Origin of the sequence: Roseateles flavus (assembly GCF_039872765.1) — a bacterium.
Lineage (GTDB): Bacteria > Pseudomonadota > Gammaproteobacteria > Burkholderiales > Burkholderiaceae_C > Roseateles_B > Roseateles_B flavus.
Window position 1 is genome coordinate 143,084 of the sequence record NZ_JBDPZC010000004.1, and the last position, 21,441, is coordinate 164,524.

Genomic DNA, 21,441 nt, shown 5'->3' on the forward strand with positions numbered 1-21,441 from the left:
TCCCTCGCCATTCCCCAGCCCCCGCCCCGTCATGAGTTCCCCCGCCATCGACAGCAGCGCCGCCCTCCTGGACTGGTTCCGCCGCAGCGGCGTGACCGGGCCGCTGGATGCCTGCGAGGGGCCGTTTCCCGCGACGGGGGTGTCGCTGGCGCGGTGGTCCCGGCGGCAGGCGGACGGGGGCGTGAAGCCGGTCAGCCCGCATCCGGGCAGCTACCGGATCGCGGTGATGCTGGAGCCGCTGGAGTCGCAGATCTGGGTGGGTGACCAGGCCATCTGGGGTGGTGTGATCGGGGCCAATCGCTTCCGCATTTGCGCGCCGGGCTCGCCGGGCCGTTGGCGGCAGCTGAGTGGTTGCGACATCGTCAACCTCTTCGTACCGGTCCAGACGGTCGAGCGGCTCAGCCAGGCGGCCGGACTGCCCGAAGGCATGGGCCTGTGCGACACCCCCTTCTCGGCGGACCGCCAGGTGCTGGACCTCACCTGGAAGATGCTGGACGCCAAGGCCTCGGCCGGCGCGCTGGCCGCGCAGTACTGCGACGGCCTGGCTACGGCCCTGCTGTGCTATCTGCTGGAGCGCCATGGCGGTTCGCGCCAGGCGCCGGCCGGCAAGGGCGCGCTGGACGGCGCGCGTCTGCGCCGGGTGCTGGCCTTCATCGCGGACAACGTCACCCGGGAGATCCCCATCACCGAAATGGCCCGGCACTGCGGCATGAGCGAGGCGCACTTCTCGCGGGCCTTCCATGCGGCCGCCGGCCTTCCGCCCCACCAGTATGCGATGAAGCTGCGCCTGGAGCGCGCCTGCGAGGCGCTGACCGGCAGCGAGGACCGCATGGTGGACATCGCCCTGGAGCTGGGCTTCAGCAACCCCAGCCACTTCTCCCGGGCCTTTGCCCAGCGCTACGGCATGCCCCCGGCACGCTACCGGCAGTTGCATCGAAGCAAGACCTGACCCTGGGACTTTCCCTCGAAGCTGCTGGGAAGCAGCAGGACGGTGCAAGTTGCGCAGGAATTGAGGCGCCGCGCCGCGGCCGATTTCCAAGAATCGCACCGTGAGCGCCGTTGATGGCGACGGCCCGGCACCCCGGGCGCGTCTCGACGCGCGCTGGCCGCCGCCCGACCAGGGCGGCGCCGCAGCAGCCGCCCATCCAGCGGCTGCGCCCCGTCGCCGAGGCACAAGAAGGCCGCCCGGCGATGCCCATGCCAACACCGAGAGAGATCCTCATGCCCCCTATCCGCCCGATTGTCCGAGCCGCCGCCGTGGCCTGCGCCGCCACCGCCGCCTTGCCGCTGCTGGCCCAGGAGGCGCCGCCCGAGGCGTCGCAGAAACTGGAACGCGTCGAGGTGACAGGCTCCCGCATCAAACGCCTGGAAGCGGAGACGGCCTCGGCCATCCAGACGCTCACGCGCGACGACATCGCCAAATCCGGCGCCCTGACGGTGTCCGACGTGCTGCGCAATGTGGCCGCCGGCAATATGGGCGGCATCTCGAGCGACGGGCCCATTGACACCACCTTCGGTGCCGCCGGCATCTCCCTGCGCGGCCTGGGCGTGGGCTCGACCCTGGTGCTGATCAACGGCCGGCGCGTGGCGCCCTTCGGCTTCGGCACCGCCTCCTTCGTTGACACCAACTCCATCCCCGTCGACGCCATCGAGCGCATCGACGTGCTGCTGGACGGCGCCTCCGCCATCTACGGGGCGGATGCCATCGGCGGCGTGGTCAACATCATCCTGCGCAAGAACTTCGAAGGCCTGACGGGCAGCGTCGACGCGGGCGTCTCCAGCCATGGCGACGGCGGCAGCAGGAGCTTCGCCTTCACCTACGGCCGGGGTCAGCTGAGCCAGGACGGCTACAACGTCTTCGCCACGCTGTCGCACCGGCAGCAGGACCCCGTCCGCGCCACGGACCGCGAACGCACACGCGACGGTGACTTCACCCGCTTCGACCTGTACGACGCGCGCTCGCCCTACTACCGCAACGTCTACCGCCTGACGCCCACTTCGGGCCCCTACAACAGCAACGCCAACTTCATCGCGCCGCTCACCGGGCTCGACACCCCTTGCACCCCGGCTGTCAGCAGCAAGCCCAGCCTCAACGGCCGCTGCCTCAACGACAACACCGAGGCCGTGAACCTCGTGGCCGGCTGGCGCTCCGACAGCCTCTATGGCGCCGGCGTGCTGGCCCTGCCCAAGGGCTTCGAGCTCTTCGGGGACCTCTCGCTGACCCGCAGCCGCTACCACACTCGCAGCTTCAGCTACGGCTCCAATGCCTATGGCTACTACACCTACGACCTGGTGGACAAGCTGGGCGAGTACGGCAATGCACCGGGTGCCCAGGTGAACTACCTGATCCTGCCGGCGGGCCATCCGCAGAACCCGCTCAGCACCGGTGATGTGGGCGTGCACTACCTGTTCAACGACGTGCCCTCGACCATGGCCAGCGACACCCTCAATCAGCGCTACACCGCCGGTATCCGCGGCGAGTACGCGGGCTGGGACGTCGAGGCCGCGCTGATGCTGTCACGCGCCCGCACGAACACGACCCTGGTGGGTTTCCTGCAGGACGCGGTGCTGACCAACGAGGTGCTGGACGCCAAGGGCAAGGTCCGCAACAGCTTCATCCTGGGCAATGCGGCCGCCAACGATCCGGCGCTGATGGCCCGTCTGTATCCGCAGATGGTCAACAAGGGCACGAGCAGCACCGACACCCTGGACCTGCGCGCCAGCCGCGAGCTGTGGGCGCTGCCGGGCGGCAAGCTGGGGGTGTCCGTTGGCGCGGAGTACCGCCGCGAGAAGGTGGACGCGGTGCCGGACGCGCTGCTGTCCTCCGGGGCCATCTCCCTCTACAACTCGCAGGGCGCGACCGGCTCGCGCCGGGTGAGCGCGGTCTACGCGGAGGCCGTGGCGCCGTTGCTGAAGACCCTGGAGCTGTCCCTGGCGACGCGCATGGACGACAACAGCGACTTCGGCCGCTCCAGCACGCCCAAGCTCGGCTTGAAGTGGCAGGTGCTGCCCCAGCTGCTGCTGCGCGGGACCTACGCCGAAGGCTTCCGCGCGCCCACGCTGCCCGAGCAGCACATGGGCACGCAGACCTACTACATCAAGGTGCGTGATCCCAAGCGCTGCCCCAGCTACGACGCCGAGAACCCCGATTGCGTCCGCTACGTCGTCGGTGTCTACGGCACCTCGGGTGATCTGCGCGCCGAGACCTCCAAGAGCCACTCGCTGGGCCTGGTGCTGCAGCCCACGCGCAACAGCAGCCTGGCCATCGATGCCTTCGACATCCGGCGCAAGGGGGAGGTGACGTCCATGAGCACCGACTACCTGCTGGAGCACGAGGCCGAGTTCGCCGACAAGGTCGTCCGCGGCGCGGCCTCGGGTCAGATCGACAAGATCTTCCTGACGGCCACCAACCTGGCCGAGACCCGCGTGCGGGGCCTGGACGTGGAGGGCCGCATCCAGTGGGACCTGCCCGCCGACAGCGGTCGCATCACCTTCAGCGGGACCTACAACCGCCTGTCCAGCTACGAGCAGGCCCAGGCGCCGGGTGCCGAGCTGCGGGACAACGCCGGCTTCTACCTGATGCCCAAGGAGCGCATGCGCTTCGGCCTGGGCTGGAGCCGCGGCCCCTGGCAGCTGAACCTCAACTGGAACTACACAGGGGCCTATGCGCAGGTCGCGGACGCCACCGTGAACTGCAGCTATGCCTCGCAAGGCACGCCGCGCCCGGACTACTGCCGCATCAGCGCCTGGACGACCGCCGATGCCTATGTGTCCTACCGCGGCTTCAAGGACCTGGAGCTGAGCCTGTCGGTGCGCAACCTGGAGGACCGGGCCGCGCCCTTCGACGCCGACCGCATCGCCTACCTCCAGGGCTTCAACCCGGCCTATCACAACCAGCTGGGGCGCTTCTTCCAGCTGGCGGCGAAGTACCGCTTCTGGTGAGGCAAGCCGCCGCCGCGCCTCACTCGGCCACGCCGGTGGAGGCCGGCGGCGGGCGCTCCCAGCTGTACAGGCCGGCGGCCGTGCCCAGGGCCAGGGCCAGCACAAGAGGCAGCGCCTGGGCCAGGCGGTGCGTGGCCTCGCCGGTCTTGCGGGCCACGCCGGGTGAAGCCTCGTCAAGGCGGCCCCGGGACGGCCGCAGCCGGAACATGGGCCGGATCAGTACCGGCCGCGTCTGCAGGTCCGCACCGGCCTGCTGTGGTTCGGGCCGGCCCTGCTGCTGCTGGGCCGGCAGCTGCGCTCGCCGGTGAATGCGCGGGCGGACGTGACCGAGGACCAGCTCCCATGGGCGCCATCGGACCGCCGGCCTGGCGCCTGCCCGCGGCATTGCTGCTGGTTGCGACCCTCGCCACCCTGAGCCATCAGCAGACGGAGCAGAGCGCGCTGCTCTGGCGGGCCCGCGCCGTCGCGCCCAGGCCGCACCGCCAGCCGCCCCGACATCGAGGCCATGGTCCAGCGCCCGGCCGACCGCCTGGCCGCACAGCCGGCCGATGTGCAAGGCTGGCGCCGACTCGCCCGCGCCTATGAGACCCTGGAGCGCCACGAGGCCACCGTCCAAGCCTACCGCCAGCAGCCCGCCGATGCCGCCGCCCTGTGCGAGCTGGACCTGGTGCCGCCGGCCACGGCGCTGCATCGCGACATCCAGGCCAGCATCGAGAAGGCCGGCGCGCCGCGGCCCTGAGCGCGATGGTCATCCTGCGCCGACGGCATATGCATGCTCGGCCTGCTTCCTTCCCTCGCAGCCCCATCGCTTCCATCTTGCGGACCTTGCTCAAGCGGCACGGGCTCATCCGCGCGGAGGCCGGCGACACGGGCGCCGGCCTGGCCGCCCCGCAAGCCGGGCAGGGCACCGTACCCTCGGCCTGGCGCTGAAGATGCGGCCCCTGGCTTGGGCCGGCTCCACGCCTCGGCTAGCATTGCCGCCATGCGCCTGCTCCTTGCCGAAGACGAACGTGCCCTTGCCGACTGGCTGGTCCGCGCCCTGCGGCAGAGCGACTTCGTCGTGGACTGGGTCGACGACGGCCGCCTGGTGGCCGGCCAGCTGCAGGCCACGCGCTACGACGCCCTCATCCTGGACCTGGGCCTGCCGGGCCTGGGCGGTCATGAAGTCCTGAGCCAGCTGCGCAAGGCCGACTCGCGGGTGCCCGTGCTGGTGCTGACGGCGCGCGATTCGCTCGCCGAGCGCGTGAGCACCCTGCACGAGGGCGCGGACGACTTCCTCGCCAAGCCCTTCGAGATCCAGGAGCTGGAGGCCCGGCTCGTGGCCCTGATCCGCCGTTCGCGCGGGCGCGAGCAGCCGCGCTTCAGCTGCGGGCCGCTGAGCTATGACGCCGCGAGCAAGCAGTTCACGCTGGACGGCGAGGCCCTGGCCCTGTCCCCGCGCGAGCATGCGGTCCTGCGCACCCTCATCCAGCACAGCGGCGAGCCGCTCTCCAAGCAGGAGATCCTGGAGCGCCTGTTCTCGGACGAGCAGGACGTGCGGCCCGAGGCGGTCGAGGTGCTCGTGCACCGGCTGCGCAGGCGCCTGGAGTCGGGCAAGGTGCGCATCACCACGCTGCGCGGCCTGGGCTATGTCCTGGAGCCTGCATGAGCGTGCGCTGGCCGCTGACGCTGCCGCACCTGCCAACGGCCTGGCACCGGTTCAGCGTGCGGCGGACGCTGCTGACCCTCGCCCTGCCCATCATGCTGGTCATGGTCAGCATCGAGTCCGCCCTGACCTGGAAGACGGGCCTGCAGGCGGCCAACGCGGCCTATGACCGCTCGCTGCTGGGTGCCATCAAGGCCATCGACAGCAATGTGTCCACGGACACCGGCCTGTCGGTCGAGCTGCCCTACCGCCTGCTGGAGTTCTTCGAGCTGACGGCCAGCGGCCAGGTCTTCTTCCGGGTCAGCACGGACGACGGCCTGGTCGAGATCGGCAATGCGGGCCTGCCCCTGCCGGCCAAGGGCCTGGCCCTGGGCGTGCCGCAGTTCATCGACGCGGAGTACTTCGGCGAGCCGGTGCGCGTGGGGGCGCTGTCCCGCGAGCTGGACCCGGAACGCCCGGGGCGCCGGCTGGTGATCCAGGTGGCCGAGTCCACCACCTCGCGCAACGAGTTCTCGCGCGGCCTGCTCTTGCAGGCCATCGCCCGGGATGCGTTGACCATCGTGGTGGTGATGGCCACGCTGGCCCTGGTCATCGGCTGGGCCCTGCAGCCGCTGGAGCGGCTGCGGCGCGAGGTGGAGGCGCGTTCCGAGGACGATCTCTCCCCCGTCGACGAGACCCAGGTGCCCGCCGACGCCGCGCCCCTGGTCGCCGCCATCAACCACCATCTGCAGCGCCAGCGCGAGCTGATCGAGGGCCGGCGCCGTTTCGTGGACGACGCCTCGCACCAGCTGCGCACGCCGCTGGCCACGCTGTCCACCCTGGTGGGCTATGCCCTGCGCGAGCAGAACCCGGCGCGGGTCTCCGAGGCGCTGGCGGCGCTCAAGTCGCAGATCGAGGACACGGTGCGGCGCACCAACCAGATGCTGGCCCTGGCCCGCGCCGACACGGCCGAGGTGCAGATGGAACCGCTGGCGCTGAACGCCCTGGCCGAGCGCTGCGCGCGCGAGAGCTGGCCGGCGGCGCGGGCGGCCGGCGTCGACCTGGGCCTGGAGCCCTCGCCGGTGCCCGTCACGGTGCTGGGCCATGCCGGCCAGCTGCGCGAGGCCTTGCTGAACCTGCTGGATAACAGCCTGCGGTACGTGCAGCCCGGGGGCCAGGTGACGGTGCAGGTGTTCGCCGACGCCGAGGGCGCCTGCGTCCGCGTGGTCGACGACGGCCCCGGCATCCCCGCCGCCGAACGCCCCCGGGCCGGCGAGCGCTTCTTCCGCGGCAGCAATGTGGAGCAGCCGGGCTCGGGCCTGGGCCTGGCCATCGTCCGGGCCGTCATGCAGCGCCATCACGGCCGGCTGGAGATCTCAGCGGCCCAGCTCTCGCCGGACGGCGGCGAGCGGGGCACCGCGGTGTCCCTGCGGCTGCCGGTGCAGGCTGCCGGCCACTGAAAGGCGACTGAAAGGCGCGACTTCGTAGAGTGCAGCCATAGCAGGTGGCAGACCGTTCCCCATGGCCCCGGCCTCCGGGGGACGGCACAGATCACCGCATGGAGACGACATGCTCAAAGCCTTCCCATGGATGGCTGCCCTGGTCCTGGCGATCCTGGTGCTTGCGCCAGGAGCCCGGGCCCAGACGCAGACGCCCACGCCGACGCCGACGCCGGCACCCGAGTGCATCGCCCCCGCCAAGCCCGGCGGCGGCTTCGACCTGACCTGCAAGCTGGCGCGGGCGGCCTTCGGCCAGGCCGGCATGGGACTGGCGCCGCTGCACATCAGCTACATGCCCGGCGGCGTCGGGGCCATCGCCTTCGACACCATCACCGCCCGCCGCCCCGCCGAGGAGCAGACCCTGGTCGCCTTCTCCAGCGGCTCCCTGCTCAACCTGGTCCATGGCCGCTTCGGCCGGCACAGCCTGCGCGATGTGCGCTGGCTGGCCGCCATCGGGGCGGACTACGGCATCGTGCTGGTGAGCAGCCAGTCCCCGTGGAAGACCCTGCCGGAGCTGCTGGCGGCGCTGAAGGACAACCCGGCCCGGGTCACCTTCGCGGCTGGCGGCACCATCGGCAGCCAGGACTGGGTCAAGTCGGCCCTGGTGGCTGCGGCGGCCGGCGTGGATCACAAGGCCATGCGCTTCGTGGCCTTCGAGGGCGGCGGCGAGGCCACGGCGGCGCTGAAGGCCGGGCATGTGCAGGTCTATGCGGGCGATGCCTCCGAGGTTGCGGACAAGCTGCCGCCCAAGGGGCCCTTCCGGGTGCTGGCCGTGATGTCCGAGAAGCGCCTGCCGGGCCTGCTGGCTCAGGTCCCGACGGCCCGGGAGCAGGGCGTGGACATCGTCTGGCCCAGCGTGCGCGGCTTCTACATGGGGCCCAAGGTCCCGGATGCCGCCTTCCAGGCCTGGAGCCAGCGCTTCGAGCAGCTGATGGCCAGTGCGGCCTTCGAGAAGCTGCGGGCCGAGCATGGCCTGTTCCCCCTGGCCATGACCGGGCCCGCCCTGCAGGCCTACCTGGACGAGCAGAGCCGGCGCTTTGCCGACATCGCCGAGCGATTCGGGCTGCACCGATGACCGGCGGCTGAAGCCTCTCCCCCCGATCCATCGGACCTGCCCACACGGGGAGGCCGGGGACGGCTGTTGCCTGCCGATCCCTGGCCAGCCGTCGTCCTGACCCTTCCTGTTCTTCCCTTCATCTGCCCGCTGTCCTGCCTGAGTTTTCCCCTGACCCTTCGATAAGCACTGAAAGCACTGGAGATACCCATGAACAAGCCCTCCCTTCCCCTGGCGGCCGCCGGCCTGGCCACGCTGTTCCTCGCCGCGCCGCTGAGCGCCGCGGCCCAGAGCGCGGTCAGCATCTATGGCATTGCCGACGTGCTGGTCGAGCACCGCAACCACATGGCCGCCAGCGGGGGGAGCCGGACCTCGGTGACCTCGGGCGGGATGAACACCTCGCGCTGGGGCCTGCGTGGCAGCGAGGACCTGGGGGGCGGCCTGAGCGCCGTGTTCAACCTGGAGGCTGAGGTCGGCATGGACACCGGCGCGGCGGGCTCCAACTTCTGGGGCCGCCAGGCCAATGTGGGCCTGCAGGGCGCCTTCGGCCGCGTGGTCGCCGGCCGGTCCTACACGACGGCCTACGACTTCCTGCTGCCCTTCGACCCCATGGGCTATGCGCCCTTCTACTCCTGGGCCACCTCGGCCGGCGCCGCCGGCACGCGCAAGGACGGCATGATCACCGGCGCGCCCAACCTCATCAAGTACGAAGGCAAGTTCGGTCCCGTGAAGCTGGGTGCCACGGTGGCCGCGGGCGAGGGGGCCTCCACCGGCCGCTATGCCGCCCTCGGCGCCGTCTACGAGGCCAATGGCCTGGCCGCCGTGCTGGTGCTGGACCAGCGCGACCAGCAGACCGGTGCCACCAGCAAGGAGCAGACCGCCCACCTGGGTCTCAGCTACGACCTGAAGCCGGTCAAGTACTTCGTGGGCCTGCGCCAGTACAAGAAGACGCCCACCACCGGTGTCGAGCAGAAGAGCACGCTCGGCTGGGTCGGCGTCACCTGGGCCGTCACCCCGCAGCTGGACCTCACGCCGGCCTACTACTTCCAGTCCATCAAGAGCGGCCCCGCCACGCCGGAGAACCCGCACCTGCTGGCCCTGCGCGCCAAGTACGCGCTGTCCAAGCGCACCTGGCTGTATGCCGTGGCCGCCAGCGCCGGCGCCAAGAGCGGCGTGGTGAGCGTCTCGCGCGACGACCCGGCCTTCGCCGACACCCAGTCCAGCTTCGGCCTGGGCATCCAGCACCGCTTCTGAAGCCCGCCCTGCGAGGAGTCATTCATGAACAGCATCATCCGACGCACCTGCCTGGCCCTGGCCGCCACGGCCCTGTCCTGCGCTGCACTGGCCCAGGTGCCTGCCGGCTACCCGGCGAGCTACCAGGCCGTCATCGACGCGGCAAAGAAGGAGGGCAAGGTCACGATCTACACGCCCACCGACGCCGCTGCCGGCAAGCCCCTGGTCAAGGAGTTCGAGAGCCTCTACCCCGGTGTCAAGGTCGAGTACATGGACATGAACAGCGTGGAGCTGTTCAACCGCTTCATCAGCGAGACGGCGGCCGGCACCACCAGCGCCGACGTGGTCTGGAACTCCGCCATGGACCAGGCCGTCAAGCTGGTGGCCGACGGCTATGCGCAGCCGTATGAGTCCATCGAGAGCCGCGCGCTGCCGGCCTGGGCCGTCTACCAGAAGACGGCCTACGGCACGACCTTCGAGCCCCTGGGCCTGGTCTACAACAAGCGCCTGCTGCCCGCGGCCGACCTGCCCAAGACCCATGCCGATCTCGTCAAGCTGCTGGCCGACCCGCGCTTCCAGGGCAAGGTCACGACCTACGACATCGAGAAGGCCGGCGTGGGCTTCCTCTACCTGACGGCGGACGTGCATGTGAACGCGGCCCTGACCTGGGATGTGGTCAAGGCCATGGCCGGCGCAGGCGTGAAGCTGCAGTCCTCGAGCAGCACGATGATGGAGCGCATCTCCTCGGGCGAGCAGCTGCTGGGCTACAACATGATCACCTCCTACGCCCACGCCCGGGCCAAGAAGGACAGCAACATCGGCTACGTGCTGCTGAAGGACCACACCCTGGTGATGAGCCGCGTGGCCTTCATCGCCAAGGGCGCGAAGAACCCGAACGCGGCCAGGCTGTGGATGGACTACCTGCTCTCGCGGCGCGGCCAGACCACGCTGTCCACGGCCTCGGAGCTGTACTCGATCCGCTCGGACGTGGAAGGCGAGATGACCGCCCAGACGCTGCAGAAGGAGATGGGTCTGAGCCTGCGCCCCATCGGCATCGACCAGAGCCTGCTGACCTATCTGGAGCAGGGCAAGCGCCTGGAGTTCATCAAGACCTGGCGCTCCTACGTCGCCCGCAAGTGAAGACCTGACCCCCGGGAGTGACCGTGATGCCCATGACACAACCCTTGCCGCGCCAGCGGGCCCGATGGCCAGGACTCGCAGGACTCCCGGGATTCCCGGGCGGGCCGGCGATCCTGCGCGCCCTGGTGATCGGCATCACCGTGCTGGTGGTGCTGCTGCCGCTGGCCATGATCGCGTACCAGAGCCTGCTGTCCGCGCCCTTCTTCATGCCCCGTCATGAGGTCTCGCTGGACGCCTACCGCTTCGTCTTCGACGACCCGGACTTCTGGTACGCGCTGCGCAACTCGCTGCTGATCGCCGGCGGCATGGTGGGCATCGCGGTGCCCCTGGGCGCGCTGCTGGCCTTCCTGATGGTGCGCACGGACCTGCCGGGCCGGCGCTGGATCGAGCCGCTGCTGCTGACGCCCATCTTCGTCTCGGCCGTGGTGCTGGCCCTGGGCTATGTGGTGGCCGCCGGCCCCAGCGGCATCTACACGCTGTGGTGGCGCCAGGCCTTCGGGCCGGAGTGGTGGGACGTGTACTCCATCGGCGGCATCGCGGTCATCGCGGGGCTCACCCATGTGCCGCACGTCTACCTCTACGCCTCGGCCGCGCTGCGCAACCTGGGCAGCGACGTGGAGGAGGCCGCCCGCGTGGCCGGCGCCTCGCCGCTGCGGGTGGCTCGCGACGTGAGCCTGCCCATGGTCATGCCCTCCATCCTCTTCGCGGGGGTGCTGGTCTTTTTCCTGGGCTTCGAGGTCTTCGGCCTGCCCCTGGTGCTGGGCGATCCCAACGGCTACCTGGTGCTGACGACCTATATGTACAAGCTGGCCAGCAAGCTGGGCTCGCCGTCCTACCACCTGATGGCTGTGGTCGCGGTGCTGATCGTGCTCGTCACCTTCCCCCTGGTGCTGCTGCAGCGCCGCCTGCTGCGCAGCGCCAGCAAGTACGTGTCCATCAAGGGCAAGGGCGGCCGCCAGGTGCCGCTGCGCCTGGGCGGCTGGCGCTGGCTGGCGATCGGCATCGTCGGGCTGTGGCTGTTCCTCACGGTCCTCGTGCCGGTGTCGGGCGTGGTGCTGCGCTCACTGGTGTCGCAGTGGGGCGAGGGCATCTCGCTGGCCGAGGCCTTCACGCTGCAGCATTACGTGGATGTCTTCGAGCAGGACAACCTGGTGCGCGCCATCCTCAACACCCTGGGCATGGGCGTGATCGGCGGCGCGCTGGCGGTGGCCTGCTACACGGCCATCTCCTTTGCCGGCCACCGCCGCAATGACCTGGCCACCAAGCTGATGGACTACCTGGTGCTGGTGCCGCGCGCCGTGCCGGGCCTGCTGGCGGGCCTGGCCTTTCTGTGGGTCTTCCTCTTCGTGCCGGGCCTCAAGGAATGGCGCAACTCCATGTTCGCCATCTGGATCGCCTACACCGTGATCTGGCTGGCCTACGGGCAGCGCGTGGTGCAGAGCGCGCTGCTGCAGGTCGGTCCCGATCTCGAGGAAGCGGCCCGCACCGTGGGTGCCACGGCTTCGCAGGTGAGCCGGCACGTGACCCTGCCCCTGGTGCGCTTCGGCCTGCTGTCCAGCTGGCTGCTGGTCTTCCTGATCTTCGAGCGCGAGTACTCGACCGGCGTCTACCTGCTCTCGCCGGGCACCGAGGTCATCGGCGCGCTGCTGGTGTCCATGTGGGCCTCGGGCGCCACGGACCTGGTCGCCGCACTGTCTGTCATCAACATCGTCATGGTCAGCCTGGGTCTGGCCGTGGCACTGCGTTTCGGGGTGAAGCTCCATGACTAAGCTCGTCGTCAATGACATCCACCTGGGCTACGGCACCGTGCCGGTGCTGCAGGGCGTCTCCTTCAAGCTCAAGGCCGGCGAGGTGGTCTCGCTGCTGGGCGCCTCGGGCAGCGGCAAGACCACGCTGCTGCGCGCCGTGGCGGGCCTGGAGCACCCCTCCCAGGGCAACATCCTGCTGGACGGCGAGGCGCTCTACGACGCCGCCCGCGGCATCGACCAGCCGGCCGAGCGCCGCTCGCTGGGCCTGGTCTTCCAGTCCTATGCCCTGTGGCCGCACCGCACCGTGGCGCAGAACGTGGGCTACGGACTGGTGCTGCGCAAGGTGCCGGCGGCCGAGGTGAAGGCGCGCGTGCAGGCCGCACTGGACAACCTCGGCCTGGGCCACCTGGGCGAGCGCTATCCCTTCCAGCTCTCCGGAGGCCAGCAGCAGCGCGTGGCCATCGCGCGGGCCCTGGTCTACAACCCGCCGGTGATCCTGCTGGACGAGCCGCTGTCCAACCTCGATGCCAAGCTGCGCGAGGAGGCCCGGGCCTGGCTGCGCGCGCTGATCGTGCGGCTCAACCTTTCCGCCCTGTGCGTGACCCACGACCAGACCGAGGCCATGGCCATGAGCGACCGCATCCTGCTGCTGCGCAATGGCCGCATCGAGCAGGAGGGCACGCCGCAGGAGCTCTACGGCGCGCCGCAGACCCTCTACACGGCCGAGTTCATGGGCAGCAACAACCGCTTCGAGGCCACCGTGGACCAGGTCGGTGCCGACGAGGTCCGCCTGCAGGGGCCGGCCGGCTCGCTGCTGGCCCGCAGCCGCAGCCCGCTGCGGGTGGGCGACAAGGCGCAGGTGGTCATCCGCCTGGAGCGCGTGGGCGTGGCCGACGAGCCGGGGCCCAACCGCATGCAGGCCCGCCTAATCACGTCCATGTACCTGGGCGACCGCTGGGAGTACCTGCTCGAGAGCAGCGGCCTGCGCCTGCGCGCTTTCGGCCAGCAGCCTCGCGAGGCCGGCCGCGACTACTGGGTGGACCTGCCCGCCGAGGCCTGCTGGGCCTACGCGGCCTAGGCTGGCGTGCTTCGTCCGGGCGCTCAGACGGCGAAGCGCCACTCCTGGATCGCCGCATGCGCCGGCCGCTGCTCGCGGGCGGCACGGGCCCGTGCCGCCTCCACCCAGCGCCGGGCAAGCGGGAAGGGGCCGAAGCCGGACTCGGTGTTGATGTGTCCCACCGCGCCCAGGTTGCTGTAGCTGGCGCCCCAGCGGCTGGCCCAGCGCAGCGCGCTGGCGGCGCTCATCCAGGGGTCGTTCTGGCTGGCGACGAGGCTGCTGGGCACGGCCAGGCGGTGGTGGGGCAAGGCCTCGGCCAGGCCGAACTTGTCCGGCTCGGCCGGGGCCACGAAGAGCACCTGGCGGATGGGCGTGTCGGCATGGTCGGCCAGGTGGCGGGCCAGGGCCAGGCAGCCGAAGCTGTGGGCCACGGCGATCCACTCGCCGCCGGCCTGCTCGCGCGAGGCGCTCTCCAGCGTGCGCTGGATGCGCTCGGCCCAGCGCGGCAGGTCGGGCTGGCTGAAGTCGCGCTGCACGACGCGGCGCGAGTCCCGGTACTGCTGCTGCAGCCAGGTCTGCCAGTGGGCGGGGCCGCTGTCGTGCAGGCCGGGAATGATGAGCAGGCGGGGGGCGCGGTAGGCCATGGCGGTCTCCTCAGAGCGTGGCGATCGAGACCTCGGTCGACTTGACCAGGGCCACCACTTCCCGGCCCACGGCCAGGTCGAGGTCCTTGATCGAGCGCGTGGTGATGACGGAGGTGACGATCAGTCCGCCGGGCGTCAGCACATCCACCTCGGACACGACCGGCCCCTCGATGATCTCCTTGACGGTGCCGCGGAACTGGTTGCGCACATTGATGGCGGTGATGCTCATGGAAGCTCCTGTGTGGCGATGATGGGCGGTGAGCGGCTGCCGCGGGGCGATGGGCCCGGGAATCACGGCAGGACATGGGCTCCAGCTTAGGCAGCGCCGCGCAAGGGCGGAAGGAAGCAAAGCGCAGCAGCTCATGCGCGGCGCGCCGAAGGCTGCGGCCGCTCAGGTGGGCAAGACCTGACCCTCACGGACGCCTTGCACGGCCTCGCGGGTCCAGGGCGGCGCGAAGGTCTCGATGAAGGCGTAGGCGTAGTCGCGCAGGTAGGCGTCGCGCCGCAGGGCCAGGCGGGTCATGTTGTCGGCGAAGAGATGGCGGGCGTCGTGGGCGGCCAGGTGGCGGTCGCGCTCGTCGTCGTAGGCGATGGCCGCGACGATACCCACGCCCAGGCCCAGCTCCACGTAGGTCTTGATCACGTCGGCGTCCATGGCGGCCAGCACCACGTGCGGGGCCAGGCCCGCGGCCTTGAAGGCCTGGTCGATGTGGGAGCGGCCGGTGTAGCCGGTCTCGTAGGTCACGATGGGGTAGTCGGCCAGGCGCTGCAGCGTGAGCGTCTCGCCGCGGCGCCGGGCCTCGGCCAGCGGATGGTTGAGCGGCGTGACCACGGTATGGGTCCAGCGGTAGCAGGGCAGGGCGACCAGCTCCTCGTACTGGGCCAGGGCCTCGGTGGCGATGCCGATGTCGGCCTCGCCGTCCAGCAGCAGCCGGGCGACCTGCTGCGGCGAGCCCTGCTGCAGGGTCAGCTCCACCTCGGGATGGCTGAGGCGGAAGTCACGCACCACCGGGGGCAGGGCGTAGCGTGCCTGGCTGTGCGTGGCGGCAATGCGCAGCACGCCGCGGCCGGCGCGGGCGAAGTCGTCCCCGGCGCGGCGCAGGTTCTCGGCCTCCTGCAGCAGGCGCTCGACGATGGGCAGCACATTGCGGCCCGGGTCGGTGAGGCCCGTGAGGCGCTTGCCGGCGCGCATGAAGATCTCGATGCCCAGCTCGTCCTCCAGCTCCCGGATCTGGCGGCTGACGCCCGGCTGGGAGGTGTGCAGCGCGGCGGCCACCTCGGTGAGATTGAAGCCGCGGCGCTGGGCCTCGCGGACGGATCGGAGTTGCTGGAAATTCATGGAATGCCTTCTCGTTATGCGCTTTTCATTCTTGTGAGGGGCGCGGGCGCTGTCCTCCAAGAAAAAGTGCAAAGCATGTGAAGGCACCGCTGCAATGCGATGCGGCCCGCAGCCAGTCGCGGACCGGCTTGCTCAGGCCGTGGCTGGCCGGTAGCTCCACCGCGGTGTCAGCACCAGCACCAGCAGGGAGAGGGCGGCCAGGCCCACCGCCAAGGCGACGGACCAGGCCTGGCCCTGCAGGCGTTGGCCGTAGATGTCCAGCGCGGCGCCCAGGCCCGCGCCATTGCCGAAGGTGGCGAGCACCGCGGCGGTGTAGTCGTGGAAGCGGCGCGCGCGGTTGGCCCCGGCGGACCAGTGGGGGTCGGTGTTGTAGCTGGGCAGGCGCAGGTGGGCCTCGTCCAGCTGCTCCATCCGGGCCAGGAACTGGCGCAGATTCGTGATGGCGCGCTCGGCCTTGGCGTTGAGGAAGGCCAGGCACAGGGAGGCCACAGGGAAGCCCAGGATCAGCCACTCGACGGGGGCCGCGGTCTGCCCCGGCGCGGGCCGCAGCGCGACCAGGGCGGCCAGCAGACTCACGACGAGGCTGACGTACAGCGCCAGCACCTGCTGGCGCTGCGTCACGCGGGCATTGACTTCCTGGTAGGCCGCGATGAAGCGGTAATTGGCATCGACGTAAGACTTGCTCATGGGGGCGCAGCGTAGCGCATGCGCCCTTGAATCAAATGAGCCTCAGCCGATTGACCACGGCCACGGCCTGCGCCCGATTCGAGACATTGAGTTTCGCGTAAACGTTTTTCAGGTGGAATTTCACCGTCCGCTCCGAGGTGTAGAGGATGCGGCCGATTTCCCAGGAGGTTTTGCCCTCCACCACCCAGCGCAGGACGTCGCGCTCCTTGTTGGTCAGGTTGATGCCGAAGAAGTCGTCCTTCACCTGGTGGTCCACCGCGTGCAGGGTGAAGGTGGAGTGCAGGTAGAAGGCCACGAAGCTCAGCAGCAGCGGGTGCTGCACGCCGACCTCGTCGCATTCGAACTGCCAGAAGGTGTGGACGTCGTCCGTGCCCGAGATGGCCGAGCGCACGCTGGCGGCCAGGCCCGAGCGGCCCTGCATGCGGCCCAGCAGCTCATTGGAGCCCTCGGGCACGCCCAGGTCCAGGTGGTCCCGGCTGGCCCACTGGAAGGCGTGGTCGATCTGGTTGAATTTGGCAAAGCGCGCGCTGTAGGCCTCGATACCGATGGCACTGCTCAGCTTGGATTGCCCGACAAACCCTTCGTCCCGTCCTCCGTTGTAATAGGCAAAACCCCTGGAAAGAGACTTGCCCTCGCGCTCGTGGAGCAGCAGACAGCGCTTGAATGGAATCACCTCGTTGAGACGCTGGGTGAATTGGTCCAGCTGATCAATGAAATCTGCCGAAGGGCGGATTTCATTGATGATTTTCGAGAGGGTTTCCAGTTCTCCGGTCGTGGCGTGAATATTAGACATACCAATCTCTTAGAACAAATAACTCCCTATCTCAGCCCGGCAGCGGCGGGGCTGCGTCACGGCTGTGATCAGAAGGCTTTCCTGTGTCAACACGATGACCCGGGCTCCGTGGATGGCGGAGTGGGTCTCGGCGAAATATAGAGAAAACTATGCGGTTTTCTCTTTGGCGATAGAAACCTGCGCCCATCGCTTCGAATTGTGCTGACCATTGAAGGCAACAATGGCAGCCTCAGTGTTGAATAGGATAAGCGACGTTCCGGCGAGAAAATATCCCATGAACACACGCTCAGACCTGTAAGGACTGACACTGTTTGTAAACGGGCCTCAATGCTAATTTGCCCCGCGATTTGGGTAAATTTCACCCTCCTTGTTGAGTAATCGATTGAATAGCCGGCGCCACACCGCCGGCGGGGGGAAGGAAGCCACTGCGCTGGAAGTGCTCGAAGTAGCGGTCCAGCCATTCGGCGGCCGGACGCAGGCCTTCTGCGAGGGCCCGGGGCGCCCAGGCCTTCAGGTGGTCCAGCGCAATGGGCAGCCGGGCCCCCACGCTCGGGTCGGCCACCGGATTGAGCTTGTGCAGGACGGGAATCAGCATGGCCAGAGGATGGCTGCTGTCCTCGCGCACATGCGCGCTGAGTCGGGCCAGCCAGTCCTCGTAAGGCAGGCGCTCCAGCGCAAAGCCGCGGGCCTCGATCAGGTCCACCACCTCGTCCAGTGAGTTCCAGTCCGGGTTCAGCACATGCACGGCATGGCCCGGCGCGGCAGGATGCCGGGAGGCCTCCACGATCAGCCGCGCGGCCAGGTCCACGGGCAGGATGTTGTCGAAACCCACGTCCTGCGGCGCCTTGCCGAAGACGGCGATGCCCTTGATGAGGCGGCTGAAGAGGTCGTCTGTGTTCATGCGGCCGGTGACGGAATGCCCCACGATGCGTGAGGGCCGGTAGATGCACACCGGCAGGCCGCGGCGCCCGGCCTCGGCCACCAGCTGCTCGGCCACCCACTTGCTCTGCTCGTAGCCGCCTTGCAGCAGCTCGTGGAAGGGGACGTCCAGGTCTTCGCCGATCACCTCGGCCCGGCGGTTGAGAACGCCCACCGTGGAGATGTAGTGCACGGGCTTCGCGTGGTGCTCGCAGGCCAGGCGCAGGATGTCAGCCGTGGCGTCCACATTGGCCGGCTTGAGCATGGCGTAGGGGTAGACGAAATTCACCAGCGCGCCGTTGTGATAGATGGCGTCGAGCTGTTCGGCCATCTGCGCGTGCAGCGCGGGCGTCAGGCCCAGCTGCGGCGCGCCGAGGTCGCCGGGCAGGGCCACGATGCGCGCGGCGTGGCGCTCGTCCCACAGACCATGGGCCTGCAGGGCCTCGACCAGCCGCTGGTGGCCGCTCTGGGCGTCTCGCGCTCGCACCAGGCAGTGCACGCGCGCCTCGGTGCTGGCCAGCAGCTCGGCCAGCAGGTGGGCGCCCAGGAAGCCGGTGGCACCGGTCAGCAGGATCTCGCGGGCCTCGCCGCCGCGGGCGGGGGCGGCGGGGCGGATGGCGGCCTCCAGCACGGCTTCGCCGGGCAGGTCCAGGGGCGCCGGCTCCGGCGCCGTCTCGCCGCTGCGCAGGCGCTCGGCCATCTCGGCGATGGTGGGCCCGGCCATCAGCTGCTCCATCCCCAAACGTGCGCCCAGCTTTTCCTCGATCTGGAACAGCAGGACCGAGGCCAGCAGGGACTGGCCGCCGAGATCGAAATAGTTGGCATGCACGCTGATCTGCGGCCTCTTGAGCAGGGCGGCCCACAGATCGTGCAGCTGCTGTTCCAGCGCGTCCCGCGGGGCGACGTGGTCCTGCGCCTCGGCGGGCGCCTGCGTGAGCTGCAGCAGGGCGGCGCGATCGATCGCGCCCTCCCGCCGTGGCAGGGCCGGCAGCGGGCGCAGCAGGGGCTGGCCCAGCCCCAGGGCGGCCGCAGCCGCCAGCAGCGGAGCCTCCGGCACCGCCAGGCCCTCTTCGGGCACGACGAACAGCCAGCAGGCCCAGCGCCCGGCGTCGTCCACGCCTTCGAGCAAGGCCAGCTCGCGCACACCCGCCGTGCCTGCCAAGGCCTGTTCGAGCGCCGCGCTGCCGGGCAGGGGGTCGCGCGTGGGCGAGGCCAGCAGGGCCTGCGTCTCCAGGGCCAGGCCTTGCGGCCCCTGCCAGGCGGGCAGGCCGCTCAGCAGCCGGGGCTGCTGGCCGGCCAGCCAGGCGCTGGCGCCGGGGCCCTGGCCTTGCGTGCGCAGCAGGCTGGGCACGCTGGTGCCGGCCACCTGAAGCAGGCCCCGGGCGAAGGGCCCGGCCGCCTGCTGATGCAGGTCCCGCAGCTGCAGAACGGTGCCCGGTGCTGCCTCCAGGGCGAGGTGGGCGGCGGCCCCCAGCGCGCGGGCATGGGGCAGGGAATGGGCGGGCAGATGCCAGTGCCGCTGCACCTGTGCCCCGGGGGCGAGGCGCTGCAGGCGTTGCTGGCCGACCGGGCTCAGGGCGGCGGCGTCTACGGTCCAGCGGGCGAGCGCCAGGGGGGCCGGCAGGGCGGGCAGCTCGGGCAGCAGGTCGAGCCGGCGGGCTTCGCGCGGGCTCAGCAGCAGGGTATCGAAGGGCTGCGGCCCGGTGGACTGGCCCTGCAGGAGGGCGTCAAGCTCTGGCGCGGCCAGCGTGTGCAGCGTGCCGCCCTGCAGCAGGGTGACCAGCGCGGACCACAGGGCGCTCCCGGTGAGCCAGCGCGTGGCGGCCAGTGCCGGGGCGCCGGCGGCATCAGGGGCCAGGGCCTGGACGAGCTGTGCCTGACTGTAGCGGAGCAGGCGCAGGCCCGGCGATGCGGGCCCGGCGGGCGCGTCCAGCAGGCTGCAGGCGCCGGCTGCAGCGGCCGCCGACGGCGCCGGAGCGGGACGGGCCTGGCCCTCGGCCAGCAGGGCTGTCCAGGGGCGCAGCGGGCAGGCGGTCCACGCGGCGGCGGGCAGGGGCGCTCCCGCGCAGACGGCCAGACGTGGGGTCAGGTCTTGCGTCAGCTGGGGCGGCCAGGCCGGTGTCTCTTCGGCCGGCCACAGGCAGTCCAGGCCGGCGCCCAGGCCGGACAGCAGCATGGCCAGGCTCTGCACGGGGGCCTGCTCGTCGGGCCACAGCAGGACGCGGTCGCCCGGCTGCAGGCCCTGGGCCTGCCAGGCGGCCAGGCCTTGATGGCAGGCCTCCAGCAGTTCCGCATGGGTGCAGCGCAGGCCCTGGGCCAGCAGGGCCAGGTCTTGCGGCTGCTGCCGGGTGCGCGCCTCCAGCCGGGCCAGCAGCGTGGCCGTGTCCGGTACGGTGGCGGGCAGAGCGGCAGGCGAGGGCGCCGGCAACAGGCCGATGCTGCCCAGCGCTGCCTGCGGCTGGGCCACCAGGCGGCCCAGCAGGGCCTGGAACTGCTGCCCCAGGCTGGCGATGGCCTCGCGGCTGAAGAGCGCCTGGTCATGGCTGAGCGTGAACTGCAGGGACTCGCCCGGCAGCACGATCAGGGCCAGGCCGTAGCTGGTCTCCTCGACGGCGCGCACATCGTCCACCGCCAGGCCCTGGGCCGCCACCATGTCGCGGAAGGCGGCCTGGCCAGGGTAGTTCTCGAAGACGTAGATGGCGTCGAACAGGGCCTGCTGGCGCGGCAGCTCGCTGCAGGCCAGCACGTCGGACAGCGCACTGTAGGCCCGCGCCTCCACCTCTTGCGACTGCTGCTGCAGGCCCTGCAGCCAGTCCTGCACGGCAGCCTGGGGCTCGAGCCGCACCCGCATGGGCAGGGTGTTGATGAAGAGGCCCACCATGCGCTCGACACCGGCCAGCGCCGGGTTGCGGCCCGACACCACCATGCCGTAGCAGAGGTCGTCCTGCCCGCCGTGCAGGGCCAGCAGCAGAGCCCAGGCGGCCTGGCACAGGGTGTTGAGGGTGAGGCGGCTGCCGCGGCACAGCTGCTGGGCCTCCTGGACCCAGGCGGCCGGCATCGTGCCCTGCCAGTGGCCCAGGCGGCGCGGGCCTTGCGCGTCGGCATCGGCCGGCTGCACCGAGGGCGCCCAGCGCAGCGCCTGGCGGTAGCCCGCAAGCTGGGCCTTCCAGAAGTCCATCGCGGCGGGCACGTCCTGCTGGCGCAGCCAGGCGAGGTAGTGGCGGTAGTCCCGGGCCGGGCGCTGCTGGCCGGCCCCGCGGCCCGCGTAGTGTTCGAAGACTTCCGAGAGCACGATGGGCATGGACCAGCCGTCCAGGATGGCGTGGTGGTAGGTCCAGAGGAAGCGGGTCTGCTGCGCGCCCAGGCGCACCAGGTGCAGGCGCATCAGCGGCGGGCGGCCGGCGTCGAAGCCCTGCACGCGGTCGCTGTGCAGCAGGTCCTCGAAGCGCACCTGCTGCTGCAGCGGATCCAGTTCGGACCAGTCCAGCTGCGTGATGGGCAGCTGCACCGACTTCAGCACCACCTGCAGCGGCTGGGCCTCCTGCAGGCGCATGAACAGCGTCTTCAGCACATCATGGCGCTGGGCCACCGCCTGCCAGGCCTGGCAGAAGCGGTCCCAGTCCAGCGTGCCGCGCAGCAGGCAGGAGAACTGCTCGACGTAGACGCCCGAGCGCGGGTCCAGCCGCGAGTGGTGCAGCATGCCGTGCTGCAGGGGGCTGAGGTAGTGGATGGTGTCGACGTTGGGATTCATGATGCGGTGCTT

Annotated in this window: 17 protein-coding genes; 10 read left to right on the top strand and 7 right to left on the bottom strand. The window is 70.4% G+C overall.

The window, feature by feature from the left end:
- Positions 1 to 31 precede the first annotated feature (31 nt).
- Together ABDJ40_RS10535 and ABDJ40_RS10540 are read left to right on the top strand one after the other, a co-directional pair.
- The gene (locus ABDJ40_RS10535; protein ID WP_347609417.1) at positions 32 to 949 is read left to right on the top strand and encodes a helix-turn-helix domain-containing protein; all 918 of its coding nucleotides are present in this window, start codon (positions 32 to 34) and stop codon (positions 947 to 949) included.
- 272 nt (positions 950 to 1,221) lie between these two features.
- The gene (locus tag ABDJ40_RS10540) at positions 1,222 to 3,942 is read left to right on the top strand and encodes a TonB-dependent receptor plug domain-containing protein (RefSeq protein WP_347609419.1); all 2,721 of its coding nucleotides are present in this window, start codon (positions 1,222 to 1,224) and stop codon (positions 3,940 to 3,942) included.
- 19 nt (positions 3,943 to 3,961) lie between these two features.
- Here ABDJ40_RS10540 and ABDJ40_RS10545 read toward each other — a convergent pair whose 3' ends face one another.
- Positions 3,962 to 4,099, bottom strand: coding sequence for a hypothetical protein (locus ABDJ40_RS10545; protein WP_347609421.1), 138 nt, complete (start codon positions 4,097 to 4,099; stop codon positions 3,962 to 3,964).
- A gap of 348 nt (positions 4,100 to 4,447) precedes the next feature.
- On the opposite strand from ABDJ40_RS10545, the gene ABDJ40_RS10550 reads away from it, so the two are divergent.
- The 8 genes from ABDJ40_RS10550 (at position 4,448) to ABDJ40_RS10585 (ending at position 13,318) form a co-directional block, all read left to right on the top strand.
- Entirely contained in the window at positions 4,448 to 4,681 is a 234-nt protein-coding gene (locus ABDJ40_RS10550) for a tetratricopeptide repeat protein (RefSeq protein ID WP_347609423.1), read from the top strand.
- 243 nt (positions 4,682 to 4,924) lie between these two features.
- Positions 4,925 to 5,590: a response regulator gene (locus tag ABDJ40_RS10555; RefSeq protein ID WP_347609425.1), complete on the top strand. Its 666-nt coding sequence runs from the start codon at positions 4,925 to 4,927 to the stop codon at positions 5,588 to 5,590.
- Positions 5,587 to 7,026, top strand: a complete 1,440-nt coding sequence (locus ABDJ40_RS10560) for a sensor histidine kinase (RefSeq protein ID WP_347609427.1) — start codon at positions 5,587 to 5,589, stop codon at positions 7,024 to 7,026. Before ABDJ40_RS10555 ends, ABDJ40_RS10560 begins: the two co-directional genes overlap by 4 nt.
- A 109-nt stretch (positions 7,027 to 7,135) precedes the next feature.
- Positions 7,136 to 8,140, top strand: coding sequence for a tripartite tricarboxylate transporter substrate binding protein (locus tag ABDJ40_RS10565; protein WP_347609429.1), 1,005 nt, complete (start codon positions 7,136 to 7,138; stop codon positions 8,138 to 8,140).
- Positions 8,141 to 8,329: 189 nt separating this feature from the next.
- Positions 8,330 to 9,373, top strand: a complete 1,044-nt coding sequence (locus tag ABDJ40_RS10570; RefSeq protein WP_347609431.1) for a porin — start codon at positions 8,330 to 8,332, stop codon at positions 9,371 to 9,373.
- Between the two features lie 24 nt (positions 9,374 to 9,397).
- On the top strand, positions 9,398 to 10,492 hold the full coding sequence (locus tag ABDJ40_RS10575; RefSeq protein ID WP_347609433.1) for an ABC transporter substrate-binding protein: 1,095 nt from the start codon (positions 9,398 to 9,400) through the stop codon (positions 10,490 to 10,492).
- 26 nt (positions 10,493 to 10,518) lie between these two features.
- Positions 10,519 to 12,261 carry an ABC transporter permease gene (locus ABDJ40_RS10580; protein ID WP_430765630.1) on the top strand — a complete coding sequence of 581 codons (1,743 nt, stop codon included), beginning with the start codon at positions 10,519 to 10,521 and terminating at the stop codon, positions 12,259 to 12,261.
- Positions 12,254 to 13,318, top strand: coding sequence for an ABC transporter ATP-binding protein (locus ABDJ40_RS10585; RefSeq protein ID WP_347609435.1), 1,065 nt, complete (start codon positions 12,254 to 12,256; stop codon positions 13,316 to 13,318). Before ABDJ40_RS10580 ends, ABDJ40_RS10585 begins: the two co-directional genes overlap by 8 nt.
- A gap of 23 nt (positions 13,319 to 13,341) precedes the next feature.
- On the opposite strand, the gene ABDJ40_RS10590 is transcribed toward ABDJ40_RS10585, so the two are convergent.
- The 6 genes from ABDJ40_RS10590 to ABDJ40_RS10615 form a co-directional block, all read right to left on the bottom strand.
- Positions 13,342 to 13,941, bottom strand: coding sequence for an RBBP9/YdeN family alpha/beta hydrolase (locus ABDJ40_RS10590; protein WP_347609437.1), 600 nt, complete (start codon positions 13,939 to 13,941; stop codon positions 13,342 to 13,344).
- A 10-nt stretch (positions 13,942 to 13,951) separates the two neighbouring features.
- Positions 13,952 to 14,170: a TOBE domain-containing protein gene (locus ABDJ40_RS10595; protein WP_269630158.1), complete on the bottom strand. Its 219-nt coding sequence runs from the start codon at positions 14,168 to 14,170 to the stop codon at positions 13,952 to 13,954.
- Between the two features lie 162 nt (positions 14,171 to 14,332).
- A complete protein-coding gene (locus ABDJ40_RS10600; protein WP_347609440.1) occupies positions 14,333 to 15,280 on the bottom strand; it encodes a CysB family HTH-type transcriptional regulator in 948 nt (315 codons plus the stop codon).
- A gap of 132 nt (positions 15,281 to 15,412) precedes the next feature.
- The gene (locus ABDJ40_RS10605) at positions 15,413 to 15,967 is read right to left on the bottom strand and encodes a hypothetical protein (RefSeq protein WP_347609442.1); all 555 of its coding nucleotides are present in this window, start codon (positions 15,965 to 15,967) and stop codon (positions 15,413 to 15,415) included.
- Positions 15,968 to 15,998: 31 nt separating this feature from the next.
- Positions 15,999 to 16,760: a helix-turn-helix transcriptional regulator gene (locus tag ABDJ40_RS10610; RefSeq protein WP_347609444.1), complete on the bottom strand. Its 762-nt coding sequence runs from the start codon at positions 16,758 to 16,760 to the stop codon at positions 15,999 to 16,001.
- A 358-nt stretch (positions 16,761 to 17,118) separates the two neighbouring features.
- A complete protein-coding gene (locus ABDJ40_RS10615) occupies positions 17,119 to 21,429 on the bottom strand; it encodes a thioester reductase domain-containing protein (protein WP_347609446.1) in 4,311 nt (1,436 codons plus the stop codon).
- Between the last annotated feature and the right edge of the window lie 12 nt (positions 21,430 to 21,441).

Bases quoted from the DNA above. Each gene is read 5' to 3' on its own strand.
- ABDJ40_RS10575 (WP_347609433.1), top strand. From the start codon at position 9,398: ATGAACAGCATCATCCGACGCACCTGCCTGGCCCTGGCCGCCACGGCC.
- ABDJ40_RS10610 (WP_347609444.1), bottom strand. From the start codon at position 16,760: ATGTCTAATATTCACGCCACGACCGGAGAACTGGAAACCCTCTCGAAA.
- ABDJ40_RS10585 (WP_347609435.1), top strand. From the start codon at position 12,254: ATGACTAAGCTCGTCGTCAATGACATCCACCTGGGCTACGGCACCGTG.
- ABDJ40_RS10615 (WP_347609446.1), bottom strand. From the start codon at position 21,429: ATGAATCCCAACGTCGACACCATCCACTACCTCAGCCCCCTGCAGCAC.
- ABDJ40_RS10605 (WP_347609442.1), bottom strand. From the start codon at position 15,967: ATGAGCAAGTCTTACGTCGATGCCAATTACCGCTTCATCGCGGCCTAC.
- ABDJ40_RS10580 (WP_430765630.1), top strand. From the start codon at position 10,519: ATGCCCATGACACAACCCTTGCCGCGCCAGCGGGCCCGATGGCCAGGA.
- ABDJ40_RS10590 (WP_347609437.1), bottom strand. From the start codon at position 13,941: ATGGCCTACCGCGCCCCCCGCCTGCTCATCATTCCCGGCCTGCACGAC.
- ABDJ40_RS10535 (WP_347609417.1), top strand. From the start codon at position 32: ATGAGTTCCCCCGCCATCGACAGCAGCGCCGCCCTCCTGGACTGGTTC.
- ABDJ40_RS10540 (WP_347609419.1), top strand. From the start codon at position 1,222: ATGCCCCCTATCCGCCCGATTGTCCGAGCCGCCGCCGTGGCCTGCGCC.
- ABDJ40_RS10560 (WP_347609427.1), top strand. From the start codon at position 5,587: ATGAGCGTGCGCTGGCCGCTGACGCTGCCGCACCTGCCAACGGCCTGG.
- ABDJ40_RS10570 (WP_347609431.1), top strand. From the start codon at position 8,330: ATGAACAAGCCCTCCCTTCCCCTGGCGGCCGCCGGCCTGGCCACGCTG.
- ABDJ40_RS10550 (WP_347609423.1), top strand. From the start codon at position 4,448: ATGGTCCAGCGCCCGGCCGACCGCCTGGCCGCACAGCCGGCCGATGTG.
- ABDJ40_RS10595 (WP_269630158.1), bottom strand. From the start codon at position 14,170: ATGAGCATCACCGCCATCAATGTGCGCAACCAGTTCCGCGGCACCGTC.
- ABDJ40_RS10600 (WP_347609440.1), bottom strand. From the start codon at position 15,280: ATGAATTTCCAGCAACTCCGATCCGTCCGCGAGGCCCAGCGCCGCGGC.
- ABDJ40_RS10565 (WP_347609429.1), top strand. From the start codon at position 7,136: ATGCTCAAAGCCTTCCCATGGATGGCTGCCCTGGTCCTGGCGATCCTG.
- ABDJ40_RS10555 (WP_347609425.1), top strand. From the start codon at position 4,925: ATGCGCCTGCTCCTTGCCGAAGACGAACGTGCCCTTGCCGACTGGCTG.